The organism is Amycolatopsis dongchuanensis, from assembly GCF_039542405.1.
GTDB lineage: Bacteria > Actinomycetota > Actinomycetes > Mycobacteriales > Pseudonocardiaceae > Amycolatopsis_E > Amycolatopsis_E sacchari.
In genome coordinates, this window is the sequence record NZ_BAABIB010000079.1 from 60477 (window position 1) to 85232 (window position 24756).

At 71.7% G+C, this 24756-nt stretch carries 25 protein-coding genes; 21 read left to right on the forward strand and 4 right to left on the reverse strand.

Annotated features, from left to right (window positions below):
* The first annotated feature begins 1 nt into the window (after position 1).
* From ABFX51_RS21540 to ABFX51_RS21575, 8 genes are all read left to right on the forward strand, one after another.
* Positions 2–628: an ABC transporter ATP-binding protein gene (locus tag ABFX51_RS21540; protein ID WP_218153377.1), complete on the forward strand. Its 627-nt coding sequence runs from the start codon at positions 2–4 to the stop codon at positions 626–628.
* Positions 625–1557 carry an ABC transporter permease gene (locus tag ABFX51_RS21545; protein ID WP_091504014.1) on the forward strand — a complete coding sequence of 311 codons (933 nt, stop codon included), beginning with the start codon at positions 625–627 and terminating at the stop codon, positions 1555–1557. Before ABFX51_RS21540 ends, ABFX51_RS21545 begins: the two co-directional genes overlap by 4 nt.
* A gap of 18 nt (positions 1558–1575) precedes the next feature.
* A complete protein-coding gene (locus tag ABFX51_RS21550) occupies positions 1576–2055 on the forward strand; it encodes a hypothetical protein (protein ID WP_091504015.1) in 480 nt (159 codons plus the stop codon).
* A 114-nt stretch (positions 2056–2169) separates the two neighbouring features.
* Positions 2170–2646, forward strand: a complete 477-nt coding sequence (gene crcB / locus ABFX51_RS21555; RefSeq protein WP_091504016.1) for a fluoride efflux transporter CrcB — start codon at positions 2170–2172, stop codon at positions 2644–2646.
* On the forward strand, positions 2643–3008 hold the full coding sequence (crcB, locus tag ABFX51_RS21560; protein ID WP_091504017.1) for a fluoride efflux transporter CrcB: 366 nt from the start codon (positions 2643–2645) through the stop codon (positions 3006–3008). The genes crcB (ABFX51_RS21555) and crcB (ABFX51_RS21560) overlap by 4 nt, the downstream gene beginning before the upstream one ends.
* Positions 3009–3131: 123 nt before the next feature.
* Positions 3132–3707, forward strand: a complete 576-nt coding sequence (locus ABFX51_RS21565; RefSeq protein WP_346054726.1) for a M15 family metallopeptidase — start codon at positions 3132–3134, stop codon at positions 3705–3707.
* 24 nt (positions 3708–3731) lie between these two features.
* On the forward strand, positions 3732–4427 hold the full coding sequence (locus ABFX51_RS21570) for a response regulator transcription factor (RefSeq protein ID WP_091504316.1): 696 nt from the start codon (positions 3732–3734) through the stop codon (positions 4425–4427).
* The gene (locus ABFX51_RS21575) at positions 4424–5869 is read left to right on the forward strand and encodes a sensor histidine kinase (RefSeq protein ID WP_346054727.1); all 1446 of its coding nucleotides are present in this window, start codon (positions 4424–4426) and stop codon (positions 5867–5869) included. The genes ABFX51_RS21570 and ABFX51_RS21575 overlap by 4 nt, the downstream gene beginning before the upstream one ends.
* Here the strand turns inward: ABFX51_RS21575 and ABFX51_RS21580 are convergent.
* A complete protein-coding gene (locus ABFX51_RS21580; RefSeq protein ID WP_346054728.1) occupies positions 5823–6878 on the reverse strand; it encodes a LacI family DNA-binding transcriptional regulator in 1056 nt (351 codons plus the stop codon). The genes ABFX51_RS21575 and ABFX51_RS21580 overlap by 47 nt on opposite strands.
* Positions 6879–7050: 172 nt before the next feature.
* Here ABFX51_RS21580 and ABFX51_RS21585 point away from each other — a divergent pair, with 172 nt between their 5' ends.
* The 10 genes from ABFX51_RS21585 to ABFX51_RS21630 are packed head-to-tail and all read left to right on the forward strand — an operon-like array spanning position 7051 to position 18355.
* The gene (locus ABFX51_RS21585) at positions 7051–8568 is read left to right on the forward strand and encodes a sugar ABC transporter ATP-binding protein (protein WP_346054730.1); all 1518 of its coding nucleotides are present in this window, start codon (positions 7051–7053) and stop codon (positions 8566–8568) included.
* A 5-nt stretch (positions 8569–8573) separates the two neighbouring features.
* Positions 8574–9626, forward strand: coding sequence for an ABC transporter permease (locus ABFX51_RS21590; protein WP_346054780.1), 1053 nt, complete (start codon positions 8574–8576; stop codon positions 9624–9626).
* Complete coding sequence (locus ABFX51_RS21595) at positions 9619–10611, forward strand: ABC transporter permease (RefSeq protein WP_346054731.1); 993 nt, start codon at positions 9619–9621, stop codon at positions 10609–10611. The genes ABFX51_RS21590 and ABFX51_RS21595 overlap by 8 nt, the downstream gene beginning before the upstream one ends.
* An 11-nt stretch (positions 10612–10622) precedes the next feature.
* Entirely contained in the window at positions 10623–11687 is a 1065-nt protein-coding gene (gene rhaS, locus ABFX51_RS21600; RefSeq protein WP_346054732.1) for a rhamnose ABC transporter substrate-binding protein, read from the forward strand.
* Positions 11688–11746: 59 nt separating this feature from the next.
* Positions 11747–12073, forward strand: coding sequence for an L-rhamnose mutarotase (locus tag ABFX51_RS21605; protein WP_346054781.1), 327 nt, complete (start codon positions 11747–11749; stop codon positions 12071–12073).
* Complete coding sequence (gene rhaI, locus ABFX51_RS21610) at positions 12070–13245, forward strand: L-rhamnose isomerase (protein ID WP_346054733.1); 1176 nt, start codon at positions 12070–12072, stop codon at positions 13243–13245. The genes ABFX51_RS21605 and rhaI overlap by 4 nt, the downstream gene beginning before the upstream one ends.
* Before the next feature lie 5 nt (positions 13246–13250).
* A complete protein-coding gene (locus ABFX51_RS21615) occupies positions 13251–15281 on the forward strand; it encodes a bifunctional aldolase/short-chain dehydrogenase (protein ID WP_346054734.1) in 2031 nt (676 codons plus the stop codon).
* 10 nt (positions 15282–15291) lie between these two features.
* The gene (locus ABFX51_RS21620; protein ID WP_346054735.1) at positions 15292–16713 is read left to right on the forward strand and encodes an L-fucose/L-arabinose isomerase family protein; all 1422 of its coding nucleotides are present in this window, start codon (positions 15292–15294) and stop codon (positions 16711–16713) included.
* A complete protein-coding gene (locus tag ABFX51_RS21625) occupies positions 16713–18173 on the forward strand; it encodes a rhamnulokinase (RefSeq protein WP_346054782.1) in 1461 nt (486 codons plus the stop codon). Before ABFX51_RS21620 ends, ABFX51_RS21625 begins: the two co-directional genes overlap by 1 nt.
* Positions 18170–18355, forward strand: coding sequence for a hypothetical protein (locus ABFX51_RS21630; RefSeq protein WP_091504027.1), 186 nt, complete (start codon positions 18170–18172; stop codon positions 18353–18355). Before ABFX51_RS21625 ends, ABFX51_RS21630 begins: the two co-directional genes overlap by 4 nt.
* Before the next feature lie 83 nt (positions 18356–18438).
* Here the strand turns inward: ABFX51_RS21630 and ABFX51_RS21635 are convergent, their stop codons facing one another.
* Positions 18439–19104 carry a hypothetical protein gene (locus tag ABFX51_RS21635; protein ID WP_346054737.1) on the reverse strand — a complete coding sequence of 222 codons (666 nt, stop codon included), beginning with the start codon at positions 19102–19104 and terminating at the stop codon, positions 18439–18441.
* Between the two features lie 181 nt (positions 19105–19285).
* Here ABFX51_RS21635 and ABFX51_RS21640 point away from each other — a divergent pair, with 181 nt between their 5' ends.
* Genes ABFX51_RS21640 through ABFX51_RS21650 form a run of 3 tightly spaced genes read left to right on the forward strand, consistent with a single transcriptional unit; the run spans position 19286 to position 22507 of the window.
* On the forward strand, positions 19286–20494 hold the full coding sequence (locus tag ABFX51_RS21640) for a PP2C family protein-serine/threonine phosphatase (RefSeq protein ID WP_346054738.1): 1209 nt from the start codon (positions 19286–19288) through the stop codon (positions 20492–20494).
* The gene (locus tag ABFX51_RS21645) at positions 20491–22086 is read left to right on the forward strand and encodes a sensor histidine kinase (RefSeq protein WP_346054739.1); all 1596 of its coding nucleotides are present in this window, start codon (positions 20491–20493) and stop codon (positions 22084–22086) included. Before ABFX51_RS21640 ends, ABFX51_RS21645 begins: the two co-directional genes overlap by 4 nt.
* A complete protein-coding gene (locus ABFX51_RS21650) occupies positions 22064–22507 on the forward strand; it encodes a response regulator (protein ID WP_245782848.1) in 444 nt (147 codons plus the stop codon). The genes ABFX51_RS21645 and ABFX51_RS21650 overlap by 23 nt, the downstream gene beginning before the upstream one ends.
* A gap of 41 nt (positions 22508–22548) precedes the next feature.
* On the opposite strand, the gene ABFX51_RS21655 is transcribed toward ABFX51_RS21650, so the two are convergent.
* Positions 22549–23538 (reverse strand): LLM class F420-dependent oxidoreductase, encoded by a 990-nt coding sequence (locus ABFX51_RS21655; RefSeq protein WP_346054740.1) that lies wholly within the window; start codon positions 23536–23538, stop codon positions 22549–22551.
* 14 nt (positions 23539–23552) lie between these two features.
* Positions 23553–24698, reverse strand: coding sequence for a cytochrome P450 family protein (locus tag ABFX51_RS21660; protein ID WP_346054741.1), 1146 nt, complete (start codon positions 24696–24698; stop codon positions 23553–23555).
* Between the last annotated feature and the right edge of the window lie 58 nt (positions 24699–24756).

The window sequence follows — 24756 nt, forward strand, 5'->3', positions numbered from 1 at the left end:
AGTGTCCACGAAGGACCCAGTTCTGCACGCGATCGACCTGCACAAGTCCTACGGGCACCGCAGTGTGCTGTCCGGGGTGGAGTTCGAGCTGCGCCCCGGTGAGCTGCTGGGGATCATCGGCGAGAACGGTGCGGGCAAGAGCACCCTGCTGCAGATCCTCGCCGGCGTGCTGCGGGCCGACCGCGGCGAGGTCCTGCACCGGGGCAGCCTCGGCTACTGCCCCCAGCGCATCGTCGTGAACGACGAGCTGACCGTGGGCCAGCACCTGCGGTACTTCCAGAGCGCGTACCACATCGCGAGCCTGGCGCGCGCCGAGCAGCTGCTGGAACGGCTCGGGCTGGCGCCCTACCGCACGATCCGCGCCGGTTCGCTCAGCGGCGGCACCCGGCAGAAGCTCAACCTCACGCTCGCGCTGATGCACGACCCGGACGTGGTGCTGATGGACGAGCCGTACCAGGGTTTCGACTGGGAGAACTACCTGACGTTCTGGCAGCTGGCCACGGAGCTGCGCGACACCGGGCGGTCGGTGCTGGTGATCTCCCACATCGCGCACGACACCGAACGGTTCGACCGGCTGTTCCACCTGGAGTCGGGCCGGGTCGTGGCGGCCGAGCGGGTGGCGTCATGACCACGGTGCAGACACTGGTCACCGGCGCGCGACGGTGGCGGGCGGACGTGCTGGGCGGCACCACGTGGCAGGCGGCGCTGCTGCGGGCCGTCGGGTTCGAGACGGCGCAGCACCTGCGCAACCGGCTGGCGCTGACGCTCGTGGTGTTTTTCATCCCGGTGTGGCTGGCGATCGTGCGCACGATCATCCCCGCGCGGCCGGTCGCCTACCTGTCGCGCATCACCGACGCGCCGATCACGGTCGACGCGGGGCGGCTGGCGCTGATCTCGGCCGTGCTCAACGCGACCACGCTGATCATCGGGTTCATGTTGTTCGCGACGGTGCGGCGGGCGCGCGAGTTCGACCAGCGGCTGGTGCTGGCGGGGTACCCGCGCCCGTGCCTGCTGCTGGCGAAGCTGATCGGGCTGGGGCTGGTCGCGCTGACGGTGGGCGGCTACGCCACGATCGTGCTGTCGCTGTACACCGACGTGCGCCAGCCGGGGCTGCTGTTCCTGAGCCTGGTCGCGGGCGGGCTCGTCTACGGCGGGCTGGGGATCGCGCTCGGGGTCGCGGTGAGCACCGAGCTCGCCGGGATGTTCGTGATCATCATGGTCAGCCTCGTCGACGTGATGGTGCAGAACCCGGTGATCAACCCCGGCCGCAACCAGACGGTGCTGCAGTTCCTGCCGACCTACGGGCCGATGCAGAGCGCGGTGGCGGCGACGTTCACCGACACGGGGTCGTTCGGGTACCTGATGCTGGGACCGTTGTGGCTGCTGGTGTTCGCGTTGTTCGGACTGTCGGCGTTCTACCTCCGGACGAAGGACCACACGCGCAGCGAGGCCGATGCCCCCACGGCCGCGGTGACGGTGCGCCTGCTGCCGGACGGCACCTTCGAGATCGAGTCGCGCCGGGGTCCCGTCGTCGTTCAGGAGGTCGAGCGGCGCTGAGCCGCGCTATCGTGAACCATGCGCTTCCGGTGGCGCAGTTCCCCCGCGCACCGCGGTGGCCAGGGCGATGTGGCCCTCGATCCGGCCGCCGCGCGGTCACTGCGGCCGGTGACGCTCCTGGAACTGGTCCGGCGAGCGATCGCGTTGCAGGCGGAGGCGCACGAGGTGATCGTCGCGTGCGGGCGCCCGGGGGAGACCCCGTGGGCGGTGGCGCGGCGCGGCCGCCGGGTCGCGGGTGAGTACGCGCGGCTGCAGGGCTGGGCGCAGGACCTGTGCGAGGACGAGGCACCGGGGTCGCTGCCCCGGCGGGTGGCGGAGCTGCTCACCTACCACACCGAGATGCTCGACCTGAGCCTCAAACTGGCGTTCCCCCGGTACCGCTCGGAGCGGCTCGAGGCGCGGCGCCGGGCGCTGACGGGGCTGGGCGAGCCCGCGCGGGTGCTGCGCGAAACCGAGGTGGAGCTGCGGTTGTGGGCCGGGGACCCGGGGTCGTCGTGATGTCCTAGACTGGGCGCGGCGGTGGGGCCCGCCGCATCCCGCACGGGGGAAACCGCGAGACGTTCGCCAACGGTCCCTGCCAGTGACTCGACGCTGCTGGTGGAGGCAGACCGCATGCACGACCCCGTGGACCCCGACGTGTCGCTCGCCGTGCCGCAGCAGCGGCGGGAACTGCGTGACCGGCCCGGCACCGTACTCGGCGTGATCGCCCTCGGTGGCGCGAGCGGGGCGCTCGCGCGGTACACCGTCGGCGCGCTGCTGCCGCACCAGGCCGGGCAGTGGGCGTGGTCCACGCTGCTGATCAACGTGAGCGGCTGCCTCGCGATCGGGGTGCTGATGGCGCTCATCGAGCACGTCTGGCCGCGACAGCGGCTGCTCCGCCCGTTCCTCGGCGTCGGTGTGCTGGGCGGCTACACGACGTTCTCCACGGCGACGCTCGACGTCGTGCAGCTGGTCGACGCCCACCGGCCGGCGCCGGCGTTGCTCTACCTCGGCGGCACCGCGCTCGCCGCGCTGGCAGCGGTCGCGCTCGGTTCGCTGGCGACCACCGCGTTGCTCACCCGGCCCGCTGCTGAGGGAGAGCTGTCGTGACGGTGCTGCTCGTCGCGCTCGGCGCCGCGGTCGGTGCGCCGGCGCGGTACCTGCTCGACCGCGCGGTGCAGGCGCGGCACGGCTCCCGGTTCCCCTGGGGCACGCTGACCGTCAACGTGCTCGGCTGTTTCCTGCTGGGACTGCTGACGGCGCTGCCCGCCCCGTCGCTGCTCGCGTCCTTGCTGGGCACGGGTTTCTGCGGCGCGCTGACGACGTATTCGACGTTCAGCTACGAGACGTGGAAACTGGTGCGCTCCGGTTCCTGGCTGCCCGCGGTCTCCAACATGGTGGTGTCGCTGGTCGCCGGGCTCGGCGCGGCATACGTGGGCATCGTGTTCGCTGGCGCCTGGTTATTCCGTTGACGGCCTGCCGGACCATTCCTTTGTGGACGGCCGGCCGAGCGGTCGCCGATCCGTCACATCTTGTCGAGAACCGGTCACAAAACCCGGGCAGCACCGGCACCCCGGCGGCCGATCGTCGGAGGCATGACCGAACCGACCACACCGCGTGCCGCCGGGTACCGGGAACCGGTCCTGCGCGTGGCCACGTTCGTCCTGGCCGTGTTGTTGCTCCCGGTCGCGGCGCTGCGAGCACCCCGCCGGGCACGGCACGTGGCCTGCCAATGGGCGCTGGGCCTGCGGTTCCCCGGGGAGACCTTGGCGGGGCTGTCCCCGGAAACCCGGGCGGCGTTCACCCGCGCCCGTACGGTGGCGTTCTGGCGGGACGGCCAGCTGATCGGCCTCACCTCGGGACATCGCGACACCGGCGAGCAGTTGCGGCTGTACGCGGCCGAAGTCCGGCGCACCGGGTCCGACGAGGCGGCGCGGCGGCGCGTCCTGCCGCCGGAGGAATCCGCCCACGTGCGCGGGACGGCGCTGGACGTCCGCCCGCGCGAAGGCGCGCGGTGGCTGGAACACCACGGCGCGCGGTACGGCCTCCACCGGACCTACGACAACGAGTGGTGGCATTTCGAGTACTTCCCCGCGGACGCCGGCCCCCCGCCGCGCCGCGCGCACCCCGGAACGGTGGCATCGCCCCGTCCGGCCCGCGCGGCGCGATAGGTTACCGGAGGAGGGGAGGTGCCGGTGTCCCGGTTGCTGTTGGTCGAGGACGACGCCGTGCTGGCGGAGGTGCTGTCCCGCGCGCTGCGCGACCTCGGCCACGCGGTCACCGTCGCGGGCAGCGGTGAACAGGCGCTGGAATCGTTGTACGAGCACGGAAACCCCGTCGATCTCGTCCTGCTGGACGTGATGCTGCCCGGTGTCGACGGCTTCGAGGTGTGCCGGAGGATCCGCGCCCGCGACACCACGCCGGTGATCCTGCTGACCGCGCGCGGCGACCCGATCGACGTCGTCGCCGGGCTGGAGGGCGGCGCCGACGACTACGTGGTGAAACCGGTCCAGCCGCGGGTGCTGGACGCCAGGGTGAAGACCGTCCTGCGCCGCGCCACGCCCGCGGCGCCGCCCGATGCGGCGCCGCCGGTGCTCACCCTCGGTGAGCTCGCCGTCGACCGGGCCGCTTGGCTGGTGACGCGCGGCGGCGAGGAGGTCCACCTCACGCCGACGGAGCTGCGCCTGCTGTTCGAGTTCGTCGACCACCTCGGCCAGGCGCTCAGCAGGCGCACCCTGCTGCAGCGGGTGTGGGACTACGGCTACAGCGGGGACGCGAGGCTCGTGGATGCGGCCGTGGCCAGGCTGCGGGCGAAGATCGAGCCGGACCCGGCCAACCCCTCGTTGCTGCGCACCGTGCGGGGAGTCGGCTACCGGCTGGTCAAGCCGTGAAGCGTCGCCTCGGGCTGGGCGCGCGGATCGCGATCACCGTGGTGCTGACCACCGTGGGGGCGTCCGCCGCGCTCGCCGTCGCGGTCTACACCACCCAGTCCGCCTCGGCGAGGGACCGCTTCGTCACCTCGGCGACCCTCGGGTTCCGGTCGGACGTGCAGCAGGCCGTGGAGCACCGCGCGCCCTGCCGGGCCGCGGTCCCCGACTGCACGGTGGACGCCGCCGCGGAGTACATGGGCGGGCGGCTCGGGCTGACCTGGGCGCTGGTCGACCTGCGGCAGGAGGCGCCCGGTCCGCGGGAGCGCGGGTTCGTCCCCGTCCAGGGGAACACCGGCTGGCGGGACGGTCAGCTCCCGGTCGACCGGGTCGAGCAGGCACGGGCCGCGGGCGGCGAGCCGGTGACCTACGACTACACCGGGCCCGACGGCTCGTTCTTCGTGGTGACCGGGCTGATCGCCCCGGGCATCGTGCTGGCGGAGTTCTACAACACCGCCGGGCTCGACCGCGAGATCGGCAACCTGCGCACCCAGCTCGCCGTGCTGACCGTGGTGGTCGCCCTGACCGCGGCCGCCATCGCGTTGCTGGCGGTCCGGCAGATCCAGCGGCCGGTCCGGGCCGCGGCGGTGGCGGCGCGGCGGCTCGGGGCGGGCGCGCTCGACACCCGGTTGCCGGTCCACGGGCGGGACGAGCTCGCCGAACTCGCCGGGTCCTTCAACCTCATGGCGCAGCGGCTGGGGGAGTCCATCGACGAACTGCGCCGCAAGGACGCCCAGCAACGCCGGTTCGTCGCCGACGTGGCCCACGACCTGCGCACCCCGCTCGCTTCGCTGGCCGTGCTCACCGACAGCCTCGACAGCCCGGACCACCCGGACCGGGCCCGCTCGGTCGAGCTGCTCGGCACCCAGGTCCGCCGCCTCGGCGCCCTCGTCGAGGACCTACTGGAGATCTCCCGCATCGACGCGGGCGTGGCGGAGTTCCGGCCCGAGCCGATCGACCTCGCGGAACTGGTGCGCGACGCGATCGGCATGGTCTCGACGGGGGAGGAGGTCGCGCTCACCGCGACCGGGGACACCACCGTCGAGGGTGACGCGCGGCGCGTGCACACGATCGTGCGCAACCTGCTCAGCAACGCCGAGCACCACGGGGCACCGCCGGTCGGCGTGACCATCGACGGCACCGACCCGCACCTGGTGACGGTGACGGTCGTGGACCACGGGCCGGGCGTGCCGGCCCACCTCGCGCCCGTGGTGTTCGACCGGTTCGTGCGCGGGGACCGCGCCCGGTCCTACACCGCGGGCAGCGGGCTGGGCCTGTCGATCGCCCAGGAGAACGCGATCATGCACGGCGGCCGGATCACGGTGCGCGACGTCGAAGGGGCGGGCGCCGCGTTCACCCTCACCCTGCCGCGTGCGTCGACGCCCGCACGACGAGTTCCGGGGTGAACACCACCTGCTGGTGCTCGTGGTGCGGATCGGCCGTCTCCTGCAGCAGGAGTTCCGCCGCCGTGCGGCCCAGCTGCCGCCGCGGCTGGCGGACCGACGTGAGCGGGACCGCGGCGGCCGCCGCGAAGTCGATGTCGTCGTAACCCACGATCGCGAGATCGTCGGGCACCCGCAGGTGCAGGCTCACGCACGTCTGCAGCAGGCCCAGTGCCAGCAGGTCGTTCACGCAGAACGCCGCCGTCGGGCGCGCCGGCGCCGGCAGGCCGGCCAGGCGCGCGCCGGCGTTGCGGCCGTCGGCGACCGTGAGGCCCGCCGTGGTCAGGTCCACCAGGTGGTCCGGGCCCAGCCCGGCCTCCGCCAACGCCCGCAGCGCGCCCTCGCGCCGGTCCCGCACCTGGCCCGACGTCGCGGGGCTGCCGATGAACGCGATCCGCTCGTGCCCCCGCTCGACGAGGTGCTGGACCGCGATCATCCCGCCGTGCACGTCGTCCACTGCGACCGAGCAGTGCGTGGCCGCCGTGCGCGTGCGGTCCACGATCACCACCGGTGTGCCGCGCAGGGCGATTTCGTCCAGGACGGCCGCGTCGGGGTCGACTGGCGTGATCAGCACGCCCTGCACCCGCTGCTGCTCCAGCCTGCTCAGGTAGGCGCTTTCCCGTTCCGCGCGGTTGTCGCTGTTGCACAGGAACAGCGACAGGTCACCCTCGTCCGCCGCGTCCTCCACGCCCGCGGCGACGTCGGTGAAGAACGGGTTGCTGCCGTCGAGCATCACGTAACCCAGCACGCGGCTGCGCCCGGCGCGCAGCTGGCGCGCCGACTCGTTGCGCACGAACCGCAGCTCCGCCATCGCCGCCTCCACCTTCGCCCGCGTCCGCGGGCTGACGCGGTCCGGCCGGTTGAGCACGTTGGACACCGTGCCCAGTGAAACGCCGGCCAGCGCGGCCACGTCCTTGATCCCCGCGACGCGGGGTTCGGCCGGACCGGCCTCGTGGGCATCGTGCACCGCCATGGGGAAGCCTCCGTTGAAACGTAACAGCGAGGTGAATCCTGGTCGCACAACGCGACCGGGAGCGAGAAAACCCCTTCTGATCAGCGGTGGAACGAGTTCATTGACACTGTGATCGGATGCATAGTAGCGTCACCGCGCCAGGTTTGTGAAACCTTTCATTCCGGAGGTCGCGATGGAGCGCCCACACCCGGGCCGCGTGCCCCTGCTGGAGGTCCGCGGCGTCACGAAGTCCTTCGGCGCGGTCGCGGCCGTCGCCGGGGTCTCTTTCCCGCTGTACGCGGGGGAAGCGCACGCGCTGGTGGGGGAGAACGGCGCGGGCAAGTCGACCATCGTGAAGATGCTCGCCGGGGTGCACCGCCCGGACACGGGCACGCTGCTGGTGGACGGGCAGCCCGTCGAGTTCTCCTCGCCCGCGGACGCGAAGGCCGCCGGGATCGCGGTGATCTACCAGGAACCCACGCTGTTCCCCGACCTTTCGGTTGCGGAGAACATCGTGATGGGCCGCCACCCCCGCGGCAGGCTGGGGATGATCGACCGCGCGGCGATCCGCGCCGAGGCCGAAGCGTTGTTCACGCGCCTGGGCGTCCGGATCGACCCGTCGCGGCCCGCCCGCGGACTGTCCATCGCGGACCAGCAGATCGTGGAGATCGCGAAAGCGCTTTCCGCCGACGCGCGCGTGCTCGTCATGGACGAGCCGACCGCGGCGCTGAGCCTCGTCGAGGTCGAGCGGCTGTTCTCCGTCGCGCGGGCGCTGCGCGAAGAGGGTGCGGCGATCATGTTCATCTCGCACCGCTTCGAGGAGATCACGCAGCTGTGCCAGCGCGTCACGATCATGCGTGACGGCAGGCACGTCTCCACCGACCCGGTCGAGGACCTGACCGTCGACGAGATGCTCAAGCGGATGGTCGGCCGTGAGCTGGACGCGTTGTTCCCCAAGCAGGACGTCGAACCCGGCGAGGTCGTGCTGGAGGTCGAAGGCCTGACCAGGGAAGGCGTCTTCCGTGACATCTCCTTCTCCGTGCGCGCCGGTGAGATCGTCGCCTTCGCCGGGCTGGTGGGGTCCGGCCGCTCGGAGGTCGTGCAGGCGGTGTTCGGGGTGGACGAACGCGACGCCGGAACCGTGAAGGTGGCCGGGAAGAAGCTGAAACCCCACGCGCCCCGCGCCGCGATGGCCGCGGGCATGGCGCTCGTGCCGGAGGACCGCCGCCAGCAGGGGCTGGTGATGGACCTGTCGATCGAACGCAACGTCACGCTGCCGCGCTCCCGCGCACTGTCCACTTTGGGCTTCCTCTTTGGACCCGGCGAGCGTCGTGAGGCGTTGCACTGGACGAAACGGTTGCAGACCAAGTACGGCCGCCTCGGCGACCCGGTGGGCACCCTCTCGGGCGGCAACCAGCAGAAGGTCGTGCTCGCGAAGTGGCTCGCGATGGCGCCGAAGGTGCTGATCGTGGACGAGCCCACCCGCGGGATCGACGTCGGCACGAAGGCGGAGGTGCACCGGCTGATGTCGGCGCTGGCCGCCGAGGGCGTCGCGGTCGTGATGGTGTCCTCGGAACTGCCGGAGGTGCTGGGCATGGCCGACCGGGTGCTGGTGATGCGCGAGGGCCACCTGGTGGCCGAGATCCCACGCGCCGAGGCGACCGAGGACTCGGTGATGTTCGCGGCGATGGGGCAAGGAGCCGCGGCGTGAACGCGATGAAGGTGGCGGCGCCCGCGCCGCGGGAGGCGACCGCACCGGGAGGGCGTTCGGTGGTGGGCACGGTGTTCAAGGCGCGCGAGTCGGGCATCGTGCTCGCGCTGGTGGTGCTCGTCGCGTTCACCGCGACGCAGAACTCGCGGTTCCTGTCCGGGCAGAGCATCCGCGACATCCTCCTGGGCACCGCGATCCTCGCGGTGCTCGCGGTCGGGCAGGCGATCGTGATGATCACCCGCAACATCGACCTGTCCGTCGGGTCGGTGCTGGGGCTGTCGGCGTTCGCCGTCGGTGCCCTGCTGCGGGACAACCCGGGCCTGCCGGTGGTCGTCGCGCTGCTCGCCGGGCTCGGCCTCGGCGCCGTCTGCGGGCTGCTCAACGGGGTGCTCGTGCGGTTCGGCCAGGTGCCCGCGCTCGTGGTCACCCTCGGCACGCTCTACGCCTACCGCGGGATCATCTACTTCTGGGCGGGCGGCCAGCAGATCAACGCCGACAAGCTGCCCGGCTCGTTCCTGTCCTTCGGGCACGACTCGTTCCTCGGCGTCCCGTGGCTGGTGCTGATCGCGGTGGTCGTGCTCGTCGTGGCCGGGATCGTGCTGCGCAACCACCGGGCCGGCCGCGAGCTGTACGCGATGGGGTCCAGCCCGCAGGCCGCCGAGCTGGCGGGCATCAAGGTCGGGCGCAACACGATCGTGGCGTTCCTCGTCAGCGGCGCGCTGGCCGGGGTCGCGGGCGTGTTGTTCGCCGCCCGGTTCGGCACGATCGACGCCGCCGCGGGCAACGGGTACGAACTCAACGTCGTCGCGGCCGCGGTCGTCGGCGGGGTGGCGGTGTTCGGCGGCAGCGGCACGGTGTGGGGTGCCGGGCTCGGCGCGCTCCTGCTCACCGTGATCGGCAGCGCGCTGGCGGTGCTCGACATCAACCAGTTCTGGCAGCAGGCCATCGTCGGCGCGCTGATCCTGCTGGCCATCGGCGCGGACCGGCTCGTGGCCGTCCGGGTGCAAAAGACACTGTCAGGGCGCTTGGAGACGCAGAAGAGGGATTCCCATGTCTGACAAGGCAACACGCCCGACGTGGCTGTCGCGGCTGGCGAGCTGGGATGCCGCCGTCATCGTGGTGACGATCGTGGTCCTGGTGATCGCCTCCGGCGCGGTCGAGAACTTCGGCACCAGCCGCAACTTCACGTTCCTGCTGCTGGACCTGCTGCCGATCGCGCTCGTGGCGCTGCCCATGACGTTCGTGGTCGTCACCGGGGAGATCGACCTGTCCGTGGCCTCCACGCTCGGGCTCACGTCCGCGGTGATGGGTGAGGCGTGGAACCGGGGGATGACGATCGAGTCGATCATCCCGCTGTGCATCGTGCTGGGGGCGGTGCTCGGCGCGTTGAACGGGTTCTTCGTCACGGTGCTGAAACTGCCGTCGCTGGCGGTCACGATCGGCACGCTGGCGCTCTACCGCGGGCTGGCGTTCGTGGTGCTGGGCGACAGCGCGGTGGCCGACTTCCCGCGCGACTACACGTCGTGGGTCACGGGCACGATCGGTGGCGGGCCGATCCCGAACGTCCTGATCCCGCTCGTGGTGCTGGCGGTGGTCTTCGGCGTGGTGCTGCACGCGACGCCGATCGGGCGCGCGGTGTTCGCCGCCGGGGCGAACGAGCAGGCGGCCCGCTTCGCCGGGATCCGCGTGGGGCGCCTGAAGTTCTGGCTCTACGTCGTGTCGGGCGCGGTCGCCGGGCTGGCCGGGGTGCTGTGGACCCTCCGGTACTCCAGCGCCCGCGCGGACAACGGTTTCGGCCTGGAACTCGCCGTCGTCGCCGCGGTGCTGCTGGGCGGCGTGTCCATCTTCGGCGGCAAGGGCACGCTGCCGGGCGTGCTCGCCGGCGTGGTCCTGCTGGCGACATTGCAGAACGCGCTGCGCCTGCAGGACGTGTCGAACGAGGCGCTCAACATCGTCACCGGCGTGCTGCTGATCATCTCGGTGCTCCTGCCCAACCTCGTCACCAGAACCCGGGCTTCGCTGCGGCGCCGGGTTACAGCCTAGAAAGGCAGACCATGACCAGACGACTCCTCGCCGGTGCGGTGTCAGCGGCCCTGGTGTTGACGCTCGCCGCGTGCGGTGGGACCACCAAGAACGACAGTGCGAACTCCGGTGGCGGGAACCAGTCCACCGCGCAGGCCGACCCCAACGCCGCCACCAAGACCGGCGTGAAGATGGCCTTCCTGCCCAAGCAGCTCAACAACCCGTACTCGGACATCGAGGTCGGCGGCGGCAAGGCCGCGCTCGACGAGCTCAAGGGCGAGTACAAGCTGGTCGGCCCCAACGACGCCAGCGCGTCCTCGCAGGTCAGCTACATCAACACGCTCATCCAGCAGCAACAGGACGTCATCGGCATCGCCGCGAACGACCCCAACGCGGTGTGCCCGTCGCTCAACCAGGCCCGCAACGCCGGGATCAAGGTCGTCGCGTTCGACTCGGACGCGGCCAAGGACTGCCGCGACGTGTTCATCAACCAGGCCACCACGCAGGGCATCGGCGAGCAGCTGGTGAAGATGGCCAGCGAGCTCGCGGGCGGTTCGGGTGAGATCGCGATCCTGTCGGCGACCCCGAACGCCACCAACCAGAACGCGTGGATCGAGGTCGTCAAGCAGGAGCTGGCCAAGCCGCAGTACGCGGGCCTGAAGCTCGACAAGATCGCCTACGGCAACGACGACGACCAGAAGTCGTTCCAGGAGGCGCAGGGGCTGCTGCAGTCGTTCCCGAACCTCAAGGTGATCGTGTCGCCGACCACCGTCGGCATCGCGGCGGCGGCCCGCTACATCTCCTCGTCCAGCTACAAGGGCAAGGTCGCGGTGACCGGGCTCGGCACGCCGAACCAGATGCGCCAGTACGTCAAGGACGGCACGGTGCAGCAGTTCGCGCTGTGGAACCCCGCCGATATCGGCTACCTGGCCGCCTACGCGGGCGTCGCGCTCGCGTCGGGGCAGATCACCGGCGCCGAGGGGCAGAAGTTCAAGGCGGGCAAGCTCGGTGAGTACACGATCGGCGCCAGTGGCGAGATCGTGCTCGGCCCGCCCACCGTGTTCACCGCCCAGAACATCGACCAGTACAACTTCTGAGCACTTCCGGCCGGGCCGCGCGTCCCGCGGCCCGGCCGGGTTCCACGGAGGACGTGATCGTGGCCCGATACTGCTTCTGCCTGCAGGTGAAACCCGAGCGGATGGCCGAGTACGCGCAGCGGCACCGCGCGGTGTGGCCGGAGATGCGGCAGGCGCTGACCGACACCGGCTGGCGCAACTACTCCCTCTTCCTCCGCGACGACGGCCTCCTCATCGGCTACGTCGAAGCCGACGACCCCGAAGCCGCCCAGGCCGCGATGGCCCGCACGGAGGTCAACGCCCGCTGGCAGGCGGAGATGGCCGGGTTCTTCACCGGCCTCGACGGCCGCGGCCCCGACGAGGGTTTCCAGCTGCTCACCGAGGTCTTCCACCTAGAAGGAAAGTGATCCACGTGTCCGACCTGACTGCTGTGAAGTCCGCGCTGCGGGCCCAGCGGATCGAAACCCCTTCCTGGGGTTACGCGAATTCCGGCACCCGCTTCAAGGTGTTCCCGCAGCCGGGGGTGCCGCGCACGCCCGAGGAGAAGATCGCCGACGCGGCGACCGTGCACCGGTTCACCGGCGTCGCCCCGAGCGTGGCGTTGCACATCCCGTGGGACCGCGTCGAGGACTACGGCGCGCTCGCCCGCTACGCGCAGGACCTCGGCGTCGAGATCGGCGCGATCAACACCAACGTCTTCCAGGACGAGGACTACAAGCTCGGCTCGGTCACCAACCCGGACCCCGGCGTCCGCCGCAAAGCCACCGACCACCTGCTCGAGGCGATCTCCATCATGGACGCCACGGGCTCCCGCGACCTGAAGCTGTGGTTCTCCGACGGCATCAACTACCCCGGCCAGGACGACCTGCGTGACCGGCAGGACAGGCTGTCCGCCGCGCTGCACGAGACCTACGAGCGGCTCGGCGACGGCCAGCGGATGCTGCTCGAGTACAAGCTGTTCGAGCCCGCCTTCTACGCCACCGACATCCCGGACTGGGGCACCTCCTACGCGCACTGCCTGGAGCTCGGTCCGAAAGCGACCGTGTGCATCGACACCGGGCACCACGCGCCGGGCACGAACATCGAGTTCATCGTCGCCTTCCTGCTGCGGGCCGGGAAGCTCGGCGCGTTCGACTTCAACTCCCGCTTCTACGCCGACGACGACCTGATGGCCGGCGCCGCCGACCCGTTCCAGCTGTTCCGCATCATGTACGAGATCGTCCGCGGGGACGCGCTCGACCCGTCCTACGGCATCAGCTTCATGCTCGACCAGTGCCACAACATCGAGCGCAAGATCCCCGCGATCATCCGCTCGGTGATGAACGTCCAGGAGGCCACCGCCAAGGCACTGCTGGTCGACCGCGACGCGCTGCGCACCGCCCAGCGTGCGGGGAACGTCCTGGAGGCCAACGCGATCCTGATGGACGCCTACAACACCGACGTGCGGCCGCTCCTCGCCGAACTGCGAGAGGAGGCGGGCCTGGATCCCGACCCGGTCGCCGCCTACCACCGCAGCGGGTACCAGCAGCAGATCGAGGCCGAGCGGGCCGACGGCCGGCAGGCCGGATGGGGAGCCTGAGAACCATGACCGTGCCGGAAGAACTCATCGCCCGCAGCAACGCGCTGGGCGCCGACCCCCGCAACACCAACTACGCCGGCGGCAACACCTCCGCCAAGGGCAGCGAGACCGACCCCGTCACCGGACAGCCCACGGAACTGTTGTGGGTCAAGGGATCGGGCGGTGACCTCGGCACGCTGACCGAGGCCGGGCTCGCCGTGCTGAGGCTGGACCGGCTGCGCGCGCTCGTGGACGTCTACCCCGGTGTCGAGCGCGAGGACGAGATGGTCGCCGCGTTCGACTACTGCCTGCACGGCCGCGGCGGTGCCGCGCCCTCGATCGACACCGCCATGCACGGCCTCGTCGACGCCACGCACGTCGACCACCTGCACCCGGACTCGGGCATCGCGCTCGCCACCGCCGCCGACGGTCCCGCGCTGACCAAGGAGTGCTTCGGCGACCGCGTGGTGTGGGTCGACTGGCGCCGCCCCGGGTTCCAGCTCGGCCTCGACCTCGCCGCCGTGAAGAAGGCCAACCCACAGGCCATCGGCGTGATCCTCGGCGGGCACGGCATCACCGCGTGGGGCGCCACGTCCGAGGAGTGCCGGCGGAACTCCCTGGACATCATCCGCACCGCCGAGAAGTTCCTCGCCGAACGCGGCGGGGCCGAGCCGTTCGGCGCCGTCGTGCCCGGGTTCGAGCCGCTGCCGGAGCAGGAGCGCAGGGAACGCGCCGCCGCGCTCGCCCCGGTGATCCGCGGGCTCGCCTCGACCGACCAGCGCCAGGTCGGCCACTACACCGACACCGACGTGGTGCTGGACTTCCTGTCCCGCGAGAAGCTCCAGCCGCTCGCGGCGCTGGGCACGTCCTGCCCGGACCACTTCCTGCGCACCAAGGTCCGCCCCCTCGTGCTCGACCTGCCCGGCAGCGCGCCGCTGGAGGACGTGCTCGCGCGGCTGAAGGAACTGCACGCCGCCTACCGCGAGGACTACCGCGCCTACTACGAGCGGCACGCCACCCCGGACAGCCCCGCCATGCGCGGTGCCGACCCGGCGATCGTGCTCGTGCCCGGCGTGGGCATGTTCTCCTTCGGCAAGGACAAGCAGACCGCGCGCGTGGCGGGCGAGTTCTACGTCAACGCCATCAACGTGATGCGCGGCGCCGAAGCCGTCTCCACCTACGCGCCGATCCCGGAGAGCGAGAAGTTCCGGATCGAGTACTGGGCACTGGAGGAGGCCAAACTCCAGCGGATGCCCAAGCCGAAACCGCTCGCGGGCCGCATCGCGCTCGTCACGGGCGCGGGCTCGGGCATCGGGAAGGCCATCGCCGAACGCCTCGCCGCCGAGGGCGCCTGTGTCGCGATCGCCGACCTCAACGCCGACGCCGCCGAACAGGTCGCCCGCGGCATCGGCGGCACCGACAAGGCGGTCGCGGTGACGGCCAACGTCACCGATGCCGACGCCGTGCAGGCCGCGATCGACGCGACCGCGCTCGCGTTCGGCGGGGTGGACCTGGTGGTCAACAACGCCGGGCTGTCGATCTCCAAGCCACTGCTGGAAACCACCGAAAAGGACTGGGACGTCCAGCACGACGTGATGGCCAAGGGCTCCTTCCTGGTCTCGCGCGCGGCGGCGAGGGCGATGATCGCGCAGGGCATGGGCGGCGACATCGTCTACATCTCCTCGAAGAACTCCGTGTTCGCCGGCCCCAACAACGTCGCGTACGGGGCGGCGAAGGCCGACCAGGCGCACCAGGTGCGGTTGCTCGCCGCCGAACTGGGCGAGCACGGCATCCGCGTCAACGGCGTCAACCCCGACGGCGTGGTGCGGGGCTCCGGCATCTTCGCCGGGGGCTGGGGCGCGCAGCGCGCCGCGGTGTACGGCGTGCCGGAGGAGGACCTGGGTAAGTTCTACGCCCAGCGCACCATCCTCAAGCGCGAGGTGCTGCCCGAGCACGTCGCCGCCGCGGTGTTCGCGCTCACCGCGGGGGACCTGACCCACACCACCGGCCTGCACGTGCCCGTCGACGCGGGCGTGGCCGCCGCTTTCCTGCGCTGAGGGGGAAACCATGTCCTTGGAGCGCATCACCCCACGCCGCACCCGCGTCGGGCTCGTCTCCGGCGGGCTCGGCGCGTACTGGCCGCAGTTCCCGGAGCTGCTGCCGCAACTCCAGGCGTCGGCGCGGCGGGTGGCCGAGCGCCTGTCCGGTTTGGACTGCGAGGTGGTCGACGCCGGGTTCGTCTCCGACGCGCAGGAAGGCGCGGCCGCGGCGGAAACGCTGCGCGTGGCCGACTGCGACCTGATCATCGGGTTCCTGACGACGTACCTCACGTCCAGCATGCTGGCCCCGGTCGCCCAGCGCAGCGGCGCCCCGGTGCTGCTGATCAACCTCCAGCCCACGGAGGCCATGGAGCACGCCACCTTCGACACCGGCGCCTGGCTGGCCTACTGCGGCGCGTGCCCGCTGCCGGAGATGGCCAACGCCTTCCGCCGCCTCGGGGTGGAGTTCCGCTCGGTTTCCGGCCACCTGGAGGACGAGCGGGCCTGGACGCGGATCGAGCGGTGGATCAAGGCCGCCGGCGTGCGGGCGGCGTTCCGGCACGGCCGCCACGGCCTGCTCGGCCACCTGTACCCGGGCATGCTCGACGTCGCGACTGACCCGACGCTGGTGCCGGCCCAGCTCGGCGGGCACGTGGAGATCCTGGAGGTCGACGACCTGCGGGTCCGCGTCGAGAAGGTCACCGACGACGAGACCCGGGCGAGGATGGACCTCGCCCGCGAGGTGTTCACCGTGCACTCCTCCGTCACCGAGGAGGATTTCGCCTGGGGCGCCAGGGTTTCCGTCGCGCTCGACCGCCTGGTCGAGGACTTCGCGCTGGACTCGCTGGCCTACTACCACCGCGGGCTCGACGGGGAGACCCACGAACGCGTCGGCGCCGGGTTCATCCTCGGCGCGTCGCTGCTCACCGCGCGCGGCATCCCCGCCGTCGGCGAGTACGAGCTGCGCACCTCGCTCGCGATGCTGCTGATGGACCGGCTCGGCGCGGGCGGGTCCTTCACCGAGCTGCAGGCGCTGAACTTCCGCGACCGGGTCGTGGAAATGGGGCACGACGGGCCCGCGCACCTGGCGATCAGCGCGCGCAAACCGCTGTTGCGCGGGCTCGGCGTGTACCACGGCAAACGGGGCTGGGGCGTGTCGGTCGAGTTCGACGTCCAGCACGGCCCGGTCACCCTGTGCGGGCTCGGGCAGCACCGCGACGGCAGGTTCGTGCTCGTGGCCGCGGAGGGCGAGGTCGTGCCGGGGCCGCTGCTGGAAATCGGCAACACCACCTCGCGCGTGGACTTCGGCTGCGACCCGGGGGAGTGGACCGACGCGTGGTCGGCCAGCGGGGTGGACCACCACTGGGCGCTCGGGACCGGCCACCGGGTCGCGGAACTGACCGCCGTCGCGGATCTGCTGGGCCTCGAACTGGTCGTGGTACGGCCATGATGCGCCTCGCGGCGGTCGACCTCGGTGCGTCCAGCGGGCGGGTGATGGCCGGGACCGTGGGGCCGGGGCGCCTCGAACTCGACGAGGTGCACCGGTTTCCCAACGGCGGGCCCGTCCGCGTCGCGCGGGGTGCGGGCTCCACGTTGCACTGGGACATCCTCGGGATCTACCGCGAAACGCTGGCGGGTCTGCAGGCGGCCGGAGACGTTGCGGGGGTGGGCATCGACTCGTGGGCGGTGGACTACGGGCTGCTTGACGCGTCCGGCGCCCTGCTCGGCAACCCTGTGCACTACCGAGACTCCCGCACCGACGGCATCGCCGAACAGGTCGGGAAGGCCATCCCGCCGCGGGAGCTGTTCGACGTCACCGGGTTGCAGCAGCTGCCGTTCAACACGCTTTACCAGCTGATCGCCGAGGGCGACCGGCTCGCGGCCGCGGAGACGATGCTGCTGATCCCGGACCTGTTGAGCCACTGGCTCACCGGTGCCGTCGGCGCCGAACGCACCAACGCCTCGACCACGCAGCTCTACGACGTGCGTGCCCAGAATTGGGCGACCGGCATCGCCGCACGCGCGGGGATCCCGCCCCGGTTGTTCCCGCCGCTGCGCGACCCGGGCTCGGTGGTGGGCAGCCTGCGCCGTGAGGTCGCCGAGGAGCTGGTGTTGCCGCAGCTGCCGGTCATCGCGGTCGGCTCGCACGACACCGCCTCGGCGGTCGTGGCCGTGCCCGCCGAGCCCGGCACGCAGTTCGCCTACATCTCCTCCGGCACCTGGTCGCTGGTCGGGATGGAGCTGACGCGTCCCGAGCTGAGCGAGGCCGCACGCGCCGCCAACTTCACCAACGAAGGCGGCGTCGACGGCACGTTCCGCTTCCTGCGCAACGTGATGGGCCTGTGGGTGCTCACCGAGACCCTGCGCACGTGGGCCGCCCGGGGCGAGCGGGTGGAGCTGGCACGGGTGCTCGCCGAAGCCGCCGACGCGCCACCGCTGGCGGCCGTCGTCGACCTCGACGCGCCCGCGTTCCTCGCCCCCGGTGACATGCCCGCCCGGATCGCCGCCGCGTGCCGGGAAACCGGTCAGCGGCCACCGGAGACCCGCGGCGAGATCGTCCGGTGCATTGTGGACAGTCTGGCGCTGGCGTACCGGCGCACTGTGCGCCAGGCCGCGGAGCTGACCGGCCGCGCCGTCGACGTCGTGCACCTGGTGGGTGGCGGCGTGCGCAACGAACTGCTGTGCCAGCTGACCGCCGACGCCTGCGGCGTGCCCGTGCTCGCCGGGCCGGTGGAGGCCGCCGCGCTCGGCAACGTCCTCGTCCAGGCCCGTACCCTCGGCGAGGACCTGCCGGACCTGGCGGCGATGCGGGCGCTCATCCGCCGGACCCAGCCGCTGCGCCGCTACGACCCCACGGGCGGCGACTGGGCGGCCGCGCAGGCGAGACTGGAGCGGAGGAGCGTGCCGTGACGATCACCCTCAAACGGCGGGAACTGGACCTGCGCGCCGAAGACCTGACGCTCAACGCCATCGTGCGACGCCTGGAGCTGTCCGGTCGCAGGGTGCGCCGCCGCCCGCGGGCCCTCTGCGACCGCCTCGGTTTCGCGGCACCCGTCCAGGCAGTGGAGACCGCCAGGCGAGACCTGCAGTAGGCGGTCCGTTCCGGGCACCATGGCAAGCCCCTCCTCCTGCAACGAGCACGTCAGAACCGCCGCCGAGGCGGCCCGCTGACGGCTCAGCCGAACGTCGCCCCGGCGAGGATCGCGTCGATGCGCGCGTCGAGGTCGGGGGAGGCGGCGTACTCGGTCACCAGGATCTTGCTCGTCGGCAGCCACCACATCCGGACCTGGTTGTTCTGCGTCGCGTCCGCGCACGTGACCTGCCAGCGCGCGTACTCGGCCTTCTTCGGGCCGATCGGGGCGAGACCGGACTCGACCACGGTGCTGCCGGTGGCCTCCGGGCCCGACCCGGGCGGAGCGGACGGGGTGATGCACTGCGGCACGTCCGTGCCCGTGTACCAGCCGTAGGGCCGGTTCACGCTGGGGGCGTTGAAGGGCGCGTTCGGGTCGTTCGCCGCCGCGCGCAGGTCCAGCATCCGCGCCGCGCACTGCGCCGACCCGTCCGAGACGCACCCGTCTAGCGCACCGCCCGAGGAGGCGCCGGTGTAGCCCATGCCCTGCGGCAACGTCACGGTCATCGTCGCCACCGTCACCGTGCCCCCCGGCGCCGACGAGGCCGATGACGACGACGGTGCCGCGGACCGCGACGGCGAAGGCGCCGCCGAGGACGAGCTCGTCCCCGCCGCGAAAGGCTGTCCCTTCACCGCCTCCGTGCACCCCGCGACCGCCAGCGCCACGATCCCGGTCAGCAGTACGCCCCACACCGATCTGCTCCGCACCACCGCATGCCCTTTCCCTCACCGGCCGGCACCCACTCCGACGCGGCCGCCGCGCCGGAGGTTCGCGACAGCATGGCATGCCGCGCACGTTGCACGGCGGAGCGCCGGGGTTGCCCACTATGCTGTGCTGACCGCGCCGGCCGCCGAGGCCGGCACCCGACACAGCGAGGACGAGCAGGCACCGATGGTGGCTCGGGATGCTGCGCTCACCCGCGCACCTTCTCCGGAACGGCTGGGGCCCACCCGGGTCCTGCTGATCGAGGACGACGACGGTGACGCCCTGCTCGTGGAGGAGCTGCTCATCGACGTCGGCGCGGCCGTCGAGCTGCAGCGCGTCCGGTCGCTGGCCGAGGCCCGCCCGTACCTGGCCGGTGTCGCGTGCGTGCTGCTCGACCTGGGCCTGCCCGACACCCACGAGCTCGAAGGCGTCCGCTGGCTGCAGGCGCACCGCCCCGACGTCGCCGTGGTGGTGCTGACGGGGCTGGCCGACGAGTACCTCGGCGAGCACGCCGTGCGCGCCGGCGCCCAGGACTACCTGGTCAAGGGCCAGGTCGACGGGCAGCTGCTGGACCGGGTCATCCGCTACGCGATCGAACGCGTGCGCTCCGAGGAGGTCCAGCGCGAGCTGCGGGAAGCCCGCATCTACGCCGAGGAGAACACGCGCCTGGAGCGCGGCATGCTGCCCTCGCCGCTGGTGTCGGACCCGGAGCTGACCGTCGCGAGCCGGTACTCGCCCGGCGGGCAGCGGTTGCTGCTGGGCGGCGACTTCTACGACGTCGTGCAGGCCGCCGACGGCTGGGTGCACGCCGTGGTCGGCGACGTCTGCGGGCACGGCCCCGACGAAGCCGCGCTGGGGGTGTCGATGCGCGTGGCGTGGCGCACGATGGTGCTCGCCGCGCGCCCCACCGTCGAGGTGCTCACCACCCTCGACCAGGTCTTCGCCCACGAACGGCACAAGAAGGCGCTGTTCACGACGCTCACCATGCTGTCGATCGACCCGAGCCGCCGGTTCGTCCGCGTGTACCTCGCGGGCCACCCGCCGCCGCTGGTCATCACACCCGGCGGGGTGCGGCAGCCGGAGGCGCCGCTGCGCCCGCCGGTGGGCATCGGCGACGGCTCGGTGTGGCCGAGCGCCGACCTGCCGCTGGACCGCCGCTGGTCGATCCTGATGTACACCGACGGCCTCATCGAGGGCCGCATCGGCGCGGGCAGCAGGCGGCTGGACGTGGACGGGCTGCTCGGGCTCGTGGAATCCGTGCTGCCCGCGGGTTATCCGGCGCGGGGCGCCGAGGAAGGACTGCTGGACGACGTGATCGAGCGGGTGCGCGCGCTCAACGGCGGCGATCTGGACGACGACCTGGCGGTGCTCGCGCTGGGCGGAGGCGCTCGGTGACGGTCGAAGCACCTCCCGCCCCCGTCGAGCGGGAACCGCGCCGCCACGCGCACCGCTGGCCGCTGCGCCGCATCACCAGCGTCGGCGTCGCGATCGTCGCAGCGTTCTCGGTGATCTCGATCGTGGTCGGCGTCATCGCGCTGACCAGCCTGTCCACCGCCCGCAGCCGCGTCATCGACCGGATCGACCCCGCGCTGCAGCAGTCCCTGCGCCTGGAGGCCGCGCTGGTCGACCAGGAGACCGGTGTGCGGGGCTACGGGCTGGCCACCCAGCAGGACTTCCTGCAGCCCTACACCAACGGGCTGGCCGCGCAACGGGACGCCGTGGACCGGCTCACCGGACTGCTGGGCTCCGACCTGCCCGACGCGGCCGCGGGGCTGCGCGAGGTCGTGACCCTCGCGGACGCGTGGCGCACGGAGTACGCGGAGCCGACGATCCAGCTGGTCCGGACCACCGGGCAGCCCGCCGTGGGCACGGACGTCGACCGCGGCAAGAACGCCTTCGACGCCGTGCGCACCGCGGTGACGGCGCTGCAGGACGAGCTGAACACCGCGCGCCAGCTGGGCGCCGCCACGCTGAACCGCACGTGGGTCGTGCTCTACGTGGCCTGCATCGCGATCGCCGTGGTGTTCGTGCTGATCGTGTTCGTGCTGGCGTTCGGGCTGCGCGCCGCCGCCATCACGCCGCTGACCCGGCTGGCGCGGGAGGTCCGCGTCGTCGCCGACGGGGACTTCGCGCACGAGGTCGCGCAGAGCGGTCCGCGCGAGGTGCGGGAGCTGGGCGACGACGTGAACCGGATGCGTGAGCGCATCCTCCAGGAGCTCTCGGCGCTGCGGTCCGCGCACGCCGTGCTCGACGCCCGCACGCAGGACCTGGAGCGGTCCAACGCCGAGCTGGAGCAGTTCGCCTACGTGGCCTCGCACGACCTGCAGGAGCCGCTGCGGAAGGTCGCGAGTTTCTGCCAGCTGCTGCAGCGCCGCTACTCCGGTCAGCTCGACGAGCGGGCCGACCAGTACATCGCTTTCGCCGTGGACGGCGCGAAACGCATGCAGGTGCTCATCAACGACTTGCTCGCGTTCAGCCGCGTCGGGCGCATCGTCCGCGAGGCCGTGCCCGTGTCGTGCGAGAAGGTGGTCGAGCAGGCGAAGACGAACCTGGCCACCGCGATCGAACAGTCCGGCGCGACGATCGAGGTGGGCGAGCTGCCCACCGTGCGCGCCGAGGTACCCCTGCTCACCGCGGTGTTCCAGAACCTGCTGGGCAACGCGCTGAAGTTCCACGGCGACAACCAGCCCCACGTCACCGTCACGGCGGAACGCGACGGTGATTTCTGGCGGTTTTGCGTGCAGGACAACGGGATCGGCATCGACCCGGAGTACGCGGAGCGGATCTTCGTGATCTTCCAGCGCCTGCACGCGAAGGCGGACTACCCCGGCACCGGCATCGGGCTCGCGATGTGCCGGAAGATCGTCGAACACCACGGCGGCACCATCTGGCTCGACACCACGGTCCAGACCGGTGCCCGGTTCTGTTTCACCCTGCCCGTGCTCCAGGAGGAGAAGGAAACCGATGACCATCCCGGAACCGCTTGACGTCGTCGACGTCCTGCTCGTCGAGGACGACGACGGTGACGTCCTGATGACGCAGGAGGCGTTCGAGCACCACAAGATCCGCAACAAGCTGCACGTCGTCAAGGACGGCGAGCAGGCGCTGCAGTTCCTGCACCGCGAGGGCGAGTACGCCGACGCGCCGCGCCCGGGCCTGATCCTGCTCGACCTGAACCTGCCGCGCCGCGACGGGCGCGAGGTGCTGGCGGAGCTGAAGAACGACCCGGAGCTGCGCGTGATCCCGGTCGTGGTGCTCACGACGTCCGAGGCGGAGGAGGACATCCTGCGCAGCTACAGCCTCCACGCCAACGCCTACGTCAGCAAACCCGTCGACTTCGAACGGTTCATCGAAGTGATCCGCCAGATCGACGACTTCTTCGTCACCGTGGTGAAACTGCCGCAGTGACATGTGGGGCGGGCCTGGCGACCCAGGCCCGCCCCACCGTCCTAACCGGCCAGTGCCGGGATCACGTCACGCACGAACAGGTCGATGCTGGAGCGGTCGTAGGCCGCGTCGGCGAAGTACGTGATCGCATACGTCATCCCGAGGCCACGCAGCTCGGTGAGCCGCTCGGCGATCTGCTCCGGCGTGCCGACCAGCGGGCCGGTCTCGAAGGCCCGGTACGTCGACTCCAGCACGTCCGCGGGCAGGTGCGGCTGGAAGTGCGAGCGGAGCCACGCCAGCCGGTCCCGCACGTCCTTCTCGGTCTCGCCGATCACCACGTTGTAGTTGGCCGAGCGCACGATCGCGTCGAAGTCGGTGCCGACGTCCTTGCAGTGCGCGGCCAGCACCTCCGACTTGTGGGCGAAGTCCTCGGGACCGCCGGCGAAGTTGGTGTAGTTCGCGTACTGCGCGGCGATCCGGAGCGTCTTCTTCTCGCCGCCACCGGCGATCCACAGTGGAATGCCGCCCTCCTGCAGCGGCAGCGGGCGGGAGATCGCACCGTCGACGTGGTAGTGGCGGCCGTCGAGCGTGGCCTTGCCCTCGGTCCACAGCTGCCGCATGATCTGCACGCCCTCGTCGAGCATGCCCAGCCGCTCCCCGGCGGGCGGGAACCCGTACCCGTAGGCGCGCCACTCGTGCTCGTACCAGCCGGCGCCGATGCCCATCTCCACGCGGCCGCCGGACACGACGTCCGTGGTGGCCGCGAACTTCGCGAGGTAGGCGGGATTGCGGTAGGCCATGCAGGTGCACATCTGGCCCAGCCGCACCCGGCTGGTCGCCGCGGCGAACGCCGCCATCAGCGCCCACGCCTCGTGCGTGGCCTCCTCGGTGGCCACCGGCGTGGTGTGGAAGTGGTCGTAGACCCAGATCGACTCGAAGGGTCCCTCCTCGGCGATCCTGGCGATGCCGATCATGGTGTTCCACTGCTCGGCGGGGTCGATACCGGCCAGATCCAGGCGCCAGCCCTGGGGCACGAACAATCCGAATCGCATGGCCGAAATCCTAGTCACCGCCGCACCGGCAACGCGACCGGTCGCCACGTCCCCGGATCCGGCGCCCGCTCCACCGGGCCGGCGAGCGCGAGATCGGGAAAACGGCCCAGCAGGGCCGAAATCGCCACCTCGGTCTGCACGCGGGCGAACGACGCGCCGAGGCAGAAGTGCGGCCCGTGGGCGAAACTCAGGTGCTGGGCACCCGGCTCCCGGGTGATGTCGAACCGGTCGGGGTCGGGGAAGACGCGCGGATCCCGGTTGGCGGCGGCGATGACGACCGTGACGGGTTCGCCCTCCGGGATCCGGACCCCGCCGATCTCCGCGTCCTCGGTACCGAACCGGGGCACGGTCAGCGGCTGCGGGCCGCACCACCGCAACGCCTCCTCGACGGCCCTCGGGGCGAGCGCCGGATCGGCCCGCACCGCGGCGAGCTGCTCGGGGTGGGTGAGCAGGGCTTCGACCGCGTTGGCGACGAGGTTCGCCGGGGTCTGTCCGGCGAGGACCAGGTGCCAGACGAGCGTGACCGTGTCCACTTCGGACAGATCTGTGCGCAGCAGGTCGGTGACCAGGTCGTCGCCCGGCGCCACCCGTGCGCGCGCCACGGTGCCCTTCGCGTCCTCGATGGCCGAGGGCAGCGCCTCGGCGAACGCCGGCCCCGCGCCGGTGGCGATCGTCGCGGCGTAGGAGTGCCACCGTGGCCGGTCCGCGCCGGGGACCCCCACGAGCTCGCAGATCACCTCGACCGGCAGCGGCCGCGCGAAGTGCTCCAGCAGGTCGACCGGGCCGTCCGGGAGCGCGTCGAGCAGCCGGTCCACGATGCGCGCCACGCGCGCCCGGAAGTCCTCGGCACGGCGAGGCGTGAAGGCGGGGGCGACGGTGCGGCGCAGGCGGAGGTGCTCGTCGCCGCCGACCTCCTGCATCGTGCGCAGGTAGGGCCGGCAGTGCTCGGGCACGTCCGGCCGCAGGTAGCTGGCCGAGCTGGGGCCGAAGCGGGGATCGGCGAGCAGTTCGCGAGCCTCCGCGTGCCGCAGCACGGCCCACATCGAGCCGAAGCCCGGTGCGAGCAAGCGCGCGACGGGGCTCTTCTCGCGCAGGGCGCCGTAGGTGGCGAAGGGATCGTGCAGCACGGCGGGGTCGGACAGGTCGAGTTCGGGCACCATGTGGCCTCCAGGGGAAAATTCAGATGATGTCATCATCTGGATGGTGAAGGTAGCTTGA